Below are 11983 nucleotides of genomic sequence, written 5' to 3'. Positions count from 1 at the left end.
GACATTATATAGTAAAATAGAATATGTAGATAATCTATATTCATTATTTTTCATAAGTAATGCTTAAATTTCATATTTTTAATAATGTTATCCTATGGTCACAATACTGTTCATCACTCCAGATAAGAAATTCCTTTACGACGGTAAGAGAATTAAGGAAGTTAAAAAGGACAAGGATATCCCTGAAAATGCAGAGTTACGTTTTGCAAAACCTATGATAGTTTACGACGTAGAAGGGTTCACCCTATCGGAATTAGTGGACAATTACGGAACGTTGTTACTAGGTACAATGAAGCTAAGGGAGTTAGTCAGTAAATTGGACTGGAGAGATTTCATTCTCTTTGTAGATCACGTAAAGAAGACCATAAGGATTTTCGTTAGGGGAGGAGAGGAGTTTATAATACCTTACGACTCATTGGAGTTTATGAGGTATTTATTGGCGAAGTTCCACTCCGGGATACTGCTAGAGAGTGCTAGTTTTGACGAGATCCAGATGTTCTCTACCTAGACTATCATTTTTTAACCTTATTTGTACAATGACTAGAATGTGATCTGTCCGCCGATAACCTATCGCGGGAGAGTAGTTAAGGAGGACGGGATTGACCCTTTTAAACACCCTTCTGTCATAGAATGGCATAACTACTTGTTCACAAAGTGGAGGTCGAAAAAGAGAGTAGCATTACTCCTACCATGTACTGAGAAAAAACCTTACCATAATTCCCCTACGCATATAATAGCTGAGAGTATAGTCAAGGACAAAGTACAGTTGTACAGTGTTTCGGAACCCATGCTTTTAGTACCCAGGGAATTTGAAGACTGTTACCCATTTAGTGATTATGATTACCCTCCTTCGAAGATGACCAGAGAGGAGAGGGAAGAATTCGTTCGACTGTTGACTACTGCATTAAAAGTATTAGAGTCATACCACCAACATATAATAGCAGTTTTGCCCAAACACCACTTTAGCGTTTTAAGTGAAGCGTCTAAATTATCTGGAGTTAAGATCGAACTACTGCCTTACGGAAGACTAGCTTTCAGGAGTATAAAGGAGGCGTCTCTAAAGGCTTTTAAACTATCTGAGGGATTATGACTAGAGGAATAGTTAGGGGTCGGACTTTCATTGAGGTTTCATGAATTTGTATTCAATCTCTCGTCCTCATTCCCCTCGTCCGGCTCCCCATGCCGTCTACGGGAGAGGTAGTTAAACCACTCCCTTCAAGGACATAGGGAGCCTCATCAAACCCATCCTCCCCCTCACATTGCTCATCGAGTTCACTGTAGGGCTCTCTTCTACATTTTAGTATGTAACTACAAAATTTATAAACTTCACGAGAAGAGCTAGGAATGTTAAATAATATCAAATGACATAAAATTCAAGGTTTATCTGAAACTGTTGTCAACGGCTACTCAGTTTAGTTTTATTATAATACCAGTGAATTTAACACTCAGTCGTATACTTCTACGGTTGAGACGTCGTCGTACTATATAGAGGTTTTAAAATAATACTGAGCTATTTGGTTTTATAATACCTTCAGTAGTACTTTATAACCTGGTATTACTATTATTTCTCTTAATGAAAGTAATACTGGGCATGCCTGACGATAGAATCCCTATCTGGAAATTAGGCTCACCAATTATGATTAACCAGTTACGGACAATTGAGAGGACTTGGAAGAATGAAACTTGGGTCGACAGCGGTGGATATCAAATAATGAAGAAGGGGATCAAAATCGACGTGAAAGAAGTAATCAACAAGTATAAACAAGTAAAAGGAGACTACTTTATATCTCTTGACATCCCTACACCAGTTTGTTCACCACCAGCGAAGGAGACCTTCGACTATTACCTTAAACTTTACGAGGCTGAACTCGATGTGATCCCCGTTATTCACGCTTATCCTTTCGATTATATTGACAAAGCCTTAGACTTTTACAGTTCCCATCCCCCGAAGCTAATCGCCTATGGTGGTGTAGTTCCACCCCTCCTCCATAGAGGAATTGGTAGGACTACAGTAATAGCAATTTACCATTACCTTAGGAATAAGATAAAGAACTTACACGTTATGGGAGCCGGATCACCCTTTATGAGGAGAGTATTCTACAACGCAGACAGTGTAGATACGTCGACTTATAGGGTAAAAGGGGCTATGGGAATGATACTAATCCCCGGAAAAGGGGAAAAGTACGTGGGAAGTAGGAAAATAAAGTGGCACGTAAGGAGTGCTAACAACGAGGAAATAGAAAGTTTGTTAGTATTTCTAGAGCAAACCCATTTCCCGTTTGATATAAACTTGGACAACTGGATAAACAGAACTCTGATAAACGCGTGGGTTATTCTCAAGTCCGAATATACGGGGAGTAGACCAGAAATAAGAAAGAGCGAAGAAATAGGAAAGCTCAGTGCAAACGACATAAGGGAGATGGACGTTTGCGGAAAACCTAAATTATCCTCAGCTTCTCAGACCAACACGTCGTAATATTAATTAAAAACCTACTCGAGATAGTAGAAATAATGTCTAAAAGTGAGGCCGACATTCAATTAGAGTTACTGAGGTTGGGAATTGAAGTAAGTAAGTTCAAGGGAAAAATAAAGAACATTATGCCCAATTATACTCCTAAGGAATCGCTGGGAGACAGTAAAGAGAGTTTACAGCTTATAGATGACAAGATAAAGAGGGTGGACGTATTCTCTCCTAGTGGTTCAGATTACTCGGTTGCTTCAATTGACACTTCTAGTAAAATTCTTAGGACTACTTTCCTAGATCTGGTCGTTGTAGGAGGTGCCCTTTACTCCACGGAAAGGGACAAGATAGTCTTTCCATTCGACACGGGCGGGAGATATTTGGGTATCGCATCTTACCTTGAGCTTATTAGGACACTGAAGAACTCCCTACATTCTCCAAGTTTAGCTTTTCATAATGTAGTAGGTTACGAGTTTGCACTAGATGAAGTCGACGTGGAGACAAAAGAAGGGGTTAAGAGGGAAAGCTTGTACCACTTGGACGACGTTGCAGATGAATTAAGGCTTGAGGCTGAAAACATACTCATACGGCAAGTCAGTAAAGAGAAATTACTAGTCATAGACGGTCCCCTTTTCCCGACTCCTATTGAGTTGAGCTATTCATTCCAGTTCGGAGTACCAGAAGAAAAGGACAAGATCAAGCACTGGGGGAGAATAACCCACAGATGGGCATATGCAACACTAATTAAAGAAAGACTGGACTTGATAAAGGGGAAAGACGTAGTAGGAGTAGTCAAGAGGTTGGAAAATTCTAGAAAGTTAAGGAGGATTCCTTGCATAACAAAATTAATAGGATCTACCGGTATCCCTGACTTATCTGACGCAGAAATACTAGAACTCATCTCAGAAACGCACTGCAGCTCCGTAATAGGTCTCTGCCTTATAGGACCTTTAGAGATAAAGAGCGAAATTGACGTCAAGAGAGAAGATATCGACCAAGTAGTACTGGCACCAAAAGACCTACCTACCAGGTATGCGTATTATGTTATTCTCAAAATACCTGGTGAAGTGCAGAGCTTTTTCAGGGTTGAAAGCACGAGTCAAACGGTTTTAGATAATTCAATAGGAGTGATATTTAGTAGCATTACAAGCGATATATTACCAACATACATCTCGATAGTAGACAACTACTCAAAAAGAGTGACGAAAGGTTTATTCTACATATCATTTAACGTGTTAAAGGACTTTATAACTGTCCTACACGACTCTAAGCTTGAAGCTATAAGCATAAGTAAAGAACTCTCTAGTGGTCTAACTTGAGAATAAAGGACGCTATAAACAGAGTACTATGGAGCGAGAAGGAAAAGTCGAAGTTCGTCCTAGTAATAAGGGATAGGGCTAAAGGAAGTTCTGAAATACCTTTTGAAAGAATAGAGAGGGTTGACAACATATACATTTACCTAAGGGACACTGAGGACGTCATACCATTACACAGGGTTATAGAGATCAGAAAGGAGGGTAAGCTTTACTGGAGTAGATACGCTCACATAAAATAGTTTTTACCCCAACGTCGCGATATGTCCTCTAGATATCTTAACCTTTCATTCAGGCTGGGATGAGTGGAAAAGAATTTCTCCCTCTCCTTACTTCCGAGCAGGCTTTGTTTAATAAAGAGTAACTGAAATTCGGGAAAATATTTAAGCATCGTCGTCGGCAGAGTATTGGAGAGATACGCGATTTTAATTAAAGCATATGATAAGTACTCCGATATCCACTGGGTTGTACTCGCAGCGGTGATATCAGCTTTTTTCTCCAAATATCTATGAAGATAGAACATACTTATTATTCCTAAAGCTAGTGCAAATAGCCCTAAGGGAAGCATATAAAATGATAGTAAAGCGTACACAATGTTAACTGCTAGGATGTAAAACCACTGGATCTCCGTATCTTTGTTCTTTATATGTGCGAACTCATGAGCTAGAACGGCAACAAGTTCTCTATCATTTAAACCCTCAATTAAAGGTTTAGTCAATGCTACGGCGTTGAAGAACACGTTACCGAAAGCCAGAGCGTTCAGATAACTTGACTGAATTTCATAAACCTTTACGCGTTTAACACCTAAGAGAGCGGCTGAATAGCTTGCTAACCTTAACAAGTTTTCATCCTTTACCTCTTTAATTCTGAGTGTCAATATCATTATATAGGGAGATAGCAAATACCATATTAAAAATGCTAAAACTAGTTCAGCGAGAGTATTAATAACTGTTGAAGGAACTATCAACGATATCAGCGTTTCAGTCAGTAGGATAACCATGAAAGACATAAAGTAATATTTCCACCACCACATACTTACTCAATTCTATTTGACAGTTTTATTCTTATTTCCAAAGAGTTAGAAACTTCATAACACTTTTTTATTTTTAATGATTACAACTAGTTTTTATGACATGTCATATATTCTACGGATATAAGGACTTAAGTGATTTAATCGAGAAGTATAAAATACTTGATGATGAAGGCTTAGAGAATATCAAAAAGAAAGTATCGTGGGAGTTGAATTTCAGACTTGAAAGAGCGTATGAAGACTTAATAAGGAAGTTTTACTTTACGATATTTGAGGTAGCATCAGTTTACAGAGAATTAGCGTTCAGAAATGCTAATCCTTCCTACATCTTACCGTCTGTAATACCTTCATTAAACACGACCTTAAAGTTAACTGTTATAGATGGAGTTATCAAGCTAAAAGAGTCTTTACTGTTTGATATTAGAGTATCGGATGTGATCAGACGGTTCACTGGTTTCGAATTGGAAAATGTCTCAAGTAACTCGATTTCCATTGATTTATCACGGTATACAGGTGTAAAGAACTTCTTCCTCGACGCAAAAATGGAAGTGAGCAGTGGCAATTTACATACAGAAGTAAACATAAAACTGCCATTGGAAAATAAAGGCTTCAACAGAGAGATAAGTGCGGACGAACTGAATAAAGTACTGGTAGTCACAGCTAGGGAGACAAATCAAAAAGCCATTGGTATTCATCAACAACTCACCGATATATCCCAATCCCTCATTGAAAGTATTCTAGAACCGATCCTATATGACGTCAGAGAGGAGTTCATAAAGAAAGAGGGAGTGAGTGAACTGATTTATGTGCCTTATGCTAGGCCTTTTATTCTTTCAGCCTCTTTTTCCGCTCTCAATAACGAGGAAGAAGCTCAACTGTTCTCAGAGAAATGTAGGATGACAATACATAAATTGAAGAAGCTAGGTGATAGAGACCTAGGTGATGGATTAAAGTTAACTAAGGAGGGTAGAGTACTGAAGAACAACACGGAGGTAAAAGAACCTTCTACGTTATCGTTTGCTGTCCTGAAGGCTTTGATTTCCAAGGCTAAGAATGCTATAATAATCATTGAATACCCGGAGGAGTATCAAACCGAGGAGAAAAAGGCAGAAATTCTTGACGAAATAAAGAAGATATCTGAAACAGGAAATAGAGTGTATATAATTACAGCTGATAAAATGTTCACAAATTGTTGATGTAGAATTAGAGATTTTTAATAACTCCAGTAAAGTGAATAAAATCTAGTCTTAATAATCTACTAGAATTAAATATAATTTTCAACAATCTCTATTGACAAAACACTAGTCATCAAATATTATCTCCATCTTATAATATTAATATTATGAGCTGGAGAAATGATGACACTAAGTTCGTTAGAGAGATAAACGAAAGACTAACACAACTTTTTGTGAGCTATAATAAGACCTTATCCTCTACTGGAATTTTGCTAGGCAGGCTTTACAGTAGTATAGTTTTTATGCAGTATCCCGAGTTTTCGGGAAGCATCGAAACTCTGGTTAAACTTTATCACACAATAGAGAATATAAAGGAGGAGATATTAAAGATAAAGCAACAATACGAAAAATTAGAGAATGAAATAGAAATGATCGTAAATTCAGTAAAGAACTCACTTAAAATAGAGGATATAGGTAATGTTTTCCCTATATATTCCTCACTAAAGAGTTTAATGAAGATAATCAAACACATGATTGACGATGCTATTTCAGTAACCGAAACAGTAAATAATATAGATACCTTAAAGAGAAGAGTAATTATAGTGAACCAGCTTACTACTTCTGATGAAATATCTGTCTATAGATTTGGATTAAAACTCTTAAGGGAGATCTCAGACTTCAAAAAGTTTCAGAAGTTAGTGGAAACACTTTATTACTCCCTCATATCTTCTTCAGGTCTTGATGACGAGACTAAGAGACAGATAGCGAGTGATTACATTAAGACTTTAAGGTCAAGCCTTGAATATATTAATAGCACCAAAAAGGAAGTGGAAAAAACAACAAAAATAGTAGAGACTTTTATTCTTGATATAAAAGGAAGTAGATTCGAAGAATTATTATTAAGCCTAGTAAATGAGTACAAAACATCATTTAACTCACTTATAAAGACCGTAAAAGATACTTTAAATGAGGTTAACAGAATGGGATTTGATTTAGGAATAGTGAGAAATTAACGTCAAGTAATTGATGACGTATTGGACTGACTAATAGCACTGCCTTTGGATTACATAGATGATGGGCTAGGCTCTGGAGTAAAGCTTGAAACCACTGCATTATTAGGAGTGCCTTAATCGGGCAGGAGTGGCGTTTCGCCTTTGCATATGTTAGGTTGGTACACCACGCGTATATGAGCCCGTAATAATGAATGCCAAACCTAGTGGGCTTGGTAAGTCGTTCGAGACGGCGAATCATTGAAGGAATACATCAACGGATGCATTAATGGAGTGAAAACATGGTAATTTGAATGAGGAAGACACAATCCACTACTACTTGGCACTCCTAACCGCGGTAGAAGCCATAACCGAGTAAAACCCTGAGCACGGTTTAACTGCCTAAACCCACATGCCTTAGTTGCAATGTGGCAAGAGGGGAGAAAACTTACCAACGCTCACGCCAGTAAGCGCGTAACTCTTCATGTACTTCTTTACAGCAGTTATGGGACTTTAACGTAACTTAAAGATTTTCATCAGCCCCGACGATCCGCCTAAATAACGTTCAACGAACCTGAGGAACGCCTCCACGCTCCTCAGGTTAAGAGCCCCCACCAGCTCCCTGACAACGTTGGTCATGATGGTGAAGATCGTGAGGTAACCCTGAAGCCTCTCTCTCCTCCAGAACGAGGAGTCCTCCAGTCCCAAGGCCTTGACGTCCCTGTGGAGCTCCTCAATCTCCCACCTCATCCTCCAAGCCTCCTCGATCTCCTCCTCGCTGAGCGAGAGATCGGTCGTGTAGAGGTACCTAACGTGTGTCCCGGAGTCACCTTTATATTCTTGGACTAGCAATTTTACTGTAGTCACTCGGTCTCCCAGGGTCAGGTCGGCGTAGTAGACTCCGGGGGGTAGGTCTCCCACTCGGAGGTGTCCCTCCACCTCCTCGAGGGTCCCCCGGGCCGACTCGACCCTGAGCTTGGTTGGACTTGAGCTCAGACACCACGTTGTCCGTCACGAGCTTCTCGGACCAGTACCACGAGTCGAAGACTACCCTGGACACGCGGAAGTACCCCTTGAGCACATTCAACATCTCCCTGGCCAAGTCGATCTTGGTCTTGAACTCATTGACCATCCCCAAATCCAACATCTTCCTCATGGCGTAGGGGAAACCATGAACGCCCTGCCCGTGGAGAGGTCTACTATGGCGACCGTGAGGAGCTTGACCCTCTCAAACCTCCGGTGGGCGTGGCAGTAGATCCAGTAGTTCCCGTGGGGGCTCACGTCCTTCCCCCGGGAGTACTCCTTGTGGTCCACGGTGTCGTCTATGATGACAACAACCTCACCCTTCACCAGCCCCGACAGGACCTTCAAGTAGTCCTTCCACGCGTCTTCGAGTTCTCCCAACGCCTCCAGCAGGTTCGCGTAGTCCAACCCGAACGTCTCAGCAGCATTCTTCACGCTGGCCCTCCCACCTAGCAGGACCATCAAGACGAGTGCCAACCCGACCTTCCTGCTCCTCCCGTTCCTCCTGACCACGCCCAGAACTTGGTTGACCGCCTTGACCAGCCTCTCCTTAGCGTACTCCACCTGTCCCTTCCGGTTTGACATTTTCATCTTTTCAGCGAGATGACGTCTAAAATTAAAAACTTCTCGCTAATACCGACTTCTTGGTATTACCTCCCTAAGATTCCCATAACTGCTGTTCTTTACTTGCTCCCTATCCTTAACGCGCCCACAAGGACACTTCGCCTCGATGACGATGTTCTCAACACCATAATCACCCTTAAGGCGTATGTGAGGAACCCTCACCTCAAAAAAGAACTGAACAGTCTCAATACCAGATAAAGCACGCCCGACAAACCACTTTACGTAAACTTCAGGCTCTTGATAACCACACATTAGCCTAATTTTCTAACCCGGAAATTCAAGGCGTTTGTAAAAAAATCCCACGTGGGGGTTGCGGAGAACTGGCACAGCGTTTAGGCAGGCACTGAATGAGACTTGGTTGGGTTCAATTTTGGGTAAAGGTGGTAACCACTGTTTAGAGCTATGGCTATCTATATTTAATTATTAACAACGCAACAATCAACACCACCACAACCACAACCACCACAGCAACCAAGGTAGGCACTACACTGGGTGTCGGCTTCGACGATGTCGACGTAGTGGACGTGGTAACAGAGCTAATTGAAGTACTACTAGTCGAGACACTTGTCGATGTCGACGTAGTGGACGTTGTAACAGAGCTAATTGAGGTACTACTAGTCGAGACGCTGGTAGAGACTACACTAGCGGTGCTTGACTGAGTCGATGAAGGGACAGCTTTAAACACTGCTACTATTGTTCCAGGTGAATTGATTATCGCATTTGTAGTAGCAGATGATGAATTCGTAAACGTTATGCTTGAGTTTGTTTCCCACCCCACAAACTCGTAACCTGGAGCAGGGATAGCAGTTATGTTAATAGTTGAGCCTGCATTGTACCAGAAAGTCCCTGAGGGGCTCGTGTTACCTTCAGCAGTAGGCTGAATTGTTACTCTGTACTGCTTAACGTAATAAAGGCTGACTGATGACACACTTGGCACGCTGATTGTACCCGAGGAAGTTTGAGCTACATATCTCGTGCCATTTCCTACAGCTATAATTGAACTTGCAATCCATGTATAGTTAGCTGCAAGGACACCCGTGAACGTTATGTTGTTGGTTGTAGAAGATTTTGTTAAACCGTCAAACGTAACTGACCATTGTGTCCCTGCTGGAAGACCTGATTCCGTGAACGTTACTGTATATGTTTTAATGGCCTGAATAGGTATAGAGATTATACTAACGGTGCCTGAACCATAATTGGTGACGTAAATGTAACCGTTAGAAGGGTCATACGCAACCCCCACTGGCTTTGCTCCAACGGTGATATTTGCGATAACAGTTGTCCCATTAATCACCGAAACAGTGTCCGAAAGGTAATTGGCGACGTAAATGTAACCGTTAGAAGGGTCATACGCAACCCCCACTGGCTTTGCTCCAACGGTGATATTTGCGATAACAGTTGTCCCATTAATCACCGAAACAGTGTCCGAATTCTCACTGGTGACGTAAATGTACCCATTGAGTGGGTCATACGCAACCCCCACCGGCCCTGATCCAACGTTAATGGTTGCGATAACAGTTGTCCCATTAATCACCGAAACAGTGTCCGAATTCTCACTGGTGACGTAAATGTACCCATTGAGTGGGTCATACGCAACCCCCACCGGCCCTGATCCAACGTTAATGGTTGCGATAACAGTATTATTCGCCCCATTAATCACCGAAACGGTGTTCGAAATGCAATTGGTGACGTAAATGTAACCGTTAGATGGGTCATACGCAATCCCCGCTGGATACATTCCAACGGGGATATTTGCAATAACAGTTGTCCCATTAATCACCGAAACAGTGCCCGAATTCTCACTGGTGACGTAAATGTAACCGTTAGATGGGTCATACGCAATCCCCGCTGGATGTGGTCCAACGGGGATATTTGCGATAACAGTTGTCCCATTAATCACCGAAACACTGGCCGAACCATAATTGGCAACGTAAATGTAACCGTTAGAAGGGTCATACGCAACTCCTTCTGGCCCTATTCCAATGGTGATATTTGCGATAACAGTTGTCCCATTAATCACCGAAACAGTGTCCGAAAGGTAATTGGTGACGTAAATGTAACCGTTAGATGGATCATACGCAACCCCCACTGGGAATGCTCCAACGGTGATATTTGCGATAACAGTTGTCCCATTAATCACCGAAACAGTGTCCGAAAGGTAATTGGTGACGTAAATGTAACCGTTAGATGGATCATACGCAACCCCCTTTGGTATTGTTCCAACGGGGATGGTTGCGATAACAGTGTTGGTCGCCCCATTAACCACCGAAACAGTGTTCGAATTAGAATCGGTAACGTAAATGTACCCGTTAGAAGGGTCATACGCAATCCCCACTGGATCTGGTCCAACGGTGATATTTGCGATAACAGTGTTGGTTGCACCATTAATCACCGAAACAGTGTTCGAACCACAATCGACAACATAAATGTACCCATTGGATGGGTCATACGCAACCCCCGCTGGCACCGATCCAACGTTAATGGTTGCGATAACAGTTGTCCCATTAATCACCGAAACAGTGTTCGAAAGCTGATTGGTGACGTAAATGTACCCGTTAGAAGGGTCATACGCAACCCCCACTGGCTTTGATATAAATCCAAGGGGGATATTTGCGATAACAGTTGTCCCATCTATTACCGAAACAGTGCCCGAATAGTAATTGGCGACGTAAATGTATCCGTTAGATGAGTCGTAGGCTATTCCCTTTGGCCCTGATCCAACGTGAATAGTTGCGATAACAGTTGTCCCTTTAATCACCGAAACAGTGTTCGAAGCATAATCGGTAACGTAAAGGTACCCATTAGATGGATCATACGCTATGCACCGTGGATCCAGACCATTACTTGTATTCACAAAATTTCCATTTATGAGGGTATTGTTTAAAAGGTCTAGAGTATATTTTACGTACCCAGCTGTATTGTTCTGACCACTATTCTGAGACCCGTTAGCCGTAACTGGAAGTCCAAAGGCTAAAAACAAGATTGCTATTGAAACGACTATCATTGCAATTAATCTACTTCTCTTAACCATCCTCCACACCATCACAAACCTATTCATGATCCCCTTTTATAAATATTTTCGTAAGGTTGGGGAGTGTGGAGATAGTGTCGTCGTTAAGTTATTTATATTTGTATAACGAGTATTACTTATAGGTAGGAAGCCTGTATTTAGGCAAGACGTTTCTTGTCCCTCTTGTGGTAGTCATCACGTTGTTAAGTGTGGTAGGCCTTTGGGTAGGCAGAAGTATTTGTGTAGGGATTGTGGTAAGTACTTCTTGGGTGATGCTAGTTATCATCATCATTCTAGGAAGTTGAGGGAGGAGGCTTTGAGAATGTATGCTAATGGTATGAGTATGAGGGCTATTTCT

The 11983-nt window shown here is 41.5% G+C and carries 10 protein-coding genes and 1 pseudogene; 8 read left to right on the top strand and 3 right to left on the bottom strand.

The features are described from left to right. The first annotated feature begins 94 nt into the window (after nt 1-94). The 5 genes from WIW52_RS08585 to WIW52_RS08565 all read left to right on the top strand — a co-directional run bounded on the left by WIW52_RS08585 (nt 95) and on the right by WIW52_RS08565 (nt 4016). The gene (locus WIW52_RS08585) at nt 95-508 is read left to right on the top strand and encodes a hypothetical protein (protein ID WP_337709912.1); all 414 of its coding nucleotides are present in this window, start codon (nt 95-97) and stop codon (nt 506-508) included. 39 nt (nt 509-547) lie between these two features. Continuing rightward, entirely contained in the window at nt 548-1090 is a 543-nt protein-coding gene (locus WIW52_RS08580) for a DUF5591 domain-containing protein (protein WP_337709910.1), read from the top strand. 483 nt (nt 1091-1573) lie between these two features. Continuing rightward, complete coding sequence (locus WIW52_RS08575) at nt 1574-2476, top strand: hypothetical protein (protein WP_337709908.1); 903 nt, start codon at nt 1574-1576, stop codon at nt 2474-2476. Nucleotides 2477-2511: 35 nt separating this feature from the next. After that, the gene (locus tag WIW52_RS08570) at nt 2512-3780 is read left to right on the top strand and encodes a DNA double-strand break repair nuclease NurA (protein WP_337709906.1); all 1269 of its coding nucleotides are present in this window, start codon (nt 2512-2514) and stop codon (nt 3778-3780) included. After that, entirely contained in the window at nt 3777-4016 is a 240-nt protein-coding gene (locus WIW52_RS08565) for a DUF504 domain-containing protein (protein ID WP_337709904.1), read from the top strand. Before WIW52_RS08570 ends, WIW52_RS08565 begins: the two co-directional genes overlap by 4 nt. Here WIW52_RS08565 and WIW52_RS08560 read toward each other — a convergent pair. Next, nucleotides 4004-4807, bottom strand: coding sequence for a M48 family metallopeptidase (locus WIW52_RS08560; protein WP_337709902.1), 804 nt, complete (start codon nt 4805-4807; stop codon nt 4004-4006). The two genes, WIW52_RS08565 and WIW52_RS08560, sit on opposite strands and share 13 nt — an antisense overlap. Before the next feature lie 95 nt (nt 4808-4902). On the opposite strand from WIW52_RS08560, the gene WIW52_RS08555 reads away from it, so the two are divergent. Continuing rightward, on the top strand, nt 4903-6000 hold the full coding sequence (locus WIW52_RS08555) for a hypothetical protein (protein ID WP_337709900.1): 1098 nt from the start codon (nt 4903-4905) through the stop codon (nt 5998-6000). 146 nt (nt 6001-6146) lie between these two features. Then, the gene (locus WIW52_RS08550; protein WP_337709898.1) at nt 6147-6992 is read left to right on the top strand and encodes a hypothetical protein; all 846 of its coding nucleotides are present in this window, start codon (nt 6147-6149) and stop codon (nt 6990-6992) included. Nucleotides 6993-7481: 489 nt separating this feature from the next. On the opposite strand, the pseudogene WIW52_RS08545 reads toward WIW52_RS08550, so the two are convergent. Continuing rightward, nucleotides 7482-8576: pseudogene (locus tag WIW52_RS08545) on the bottom strand (transposase). A gap of 445 nt (nt 8577-9021) precedes the next feature. Further along, nucleotides 9022-11646, bottom strand: coding sequence for an InlB B-repeat-containing protein (locus WIW52_RS08540; RefSeq protein ID WP_337709897.1), 2625 nt, complete (start codon nt 11644-11646; stop codon nt 9022-9024). 118 nt (nt 11647-11764) lie between these two features. On the opposite strand from WIW52_RS08540, the gene WIW52_RS08535 reads away from it, so the two are divergent. Continuing rightward, the coding region (locus WIW52_RS08535; RefSeq protein WP_443295639.1) for an IS1/IS1595 family N-terminal zinc-binding domain-containing protein at nt 11765-11983 on the top strand (219 nt) is incomplete at its 3' end.

Origin of the sequence: Stygiolobus sp. RP850M (assembly GCF_037389295.1) — an archaeon.
Lineage (GTDB): Archaea > Thermoproteota > Thermoprotei_A > Sulfolobales > Sulfolobaceae > Stygiolobus.
The sequence above is the reverse complement of the archived record's forward strand: the minus strand, read 5'-3'. Positions and strand labels throughout refer to the sequence as shown.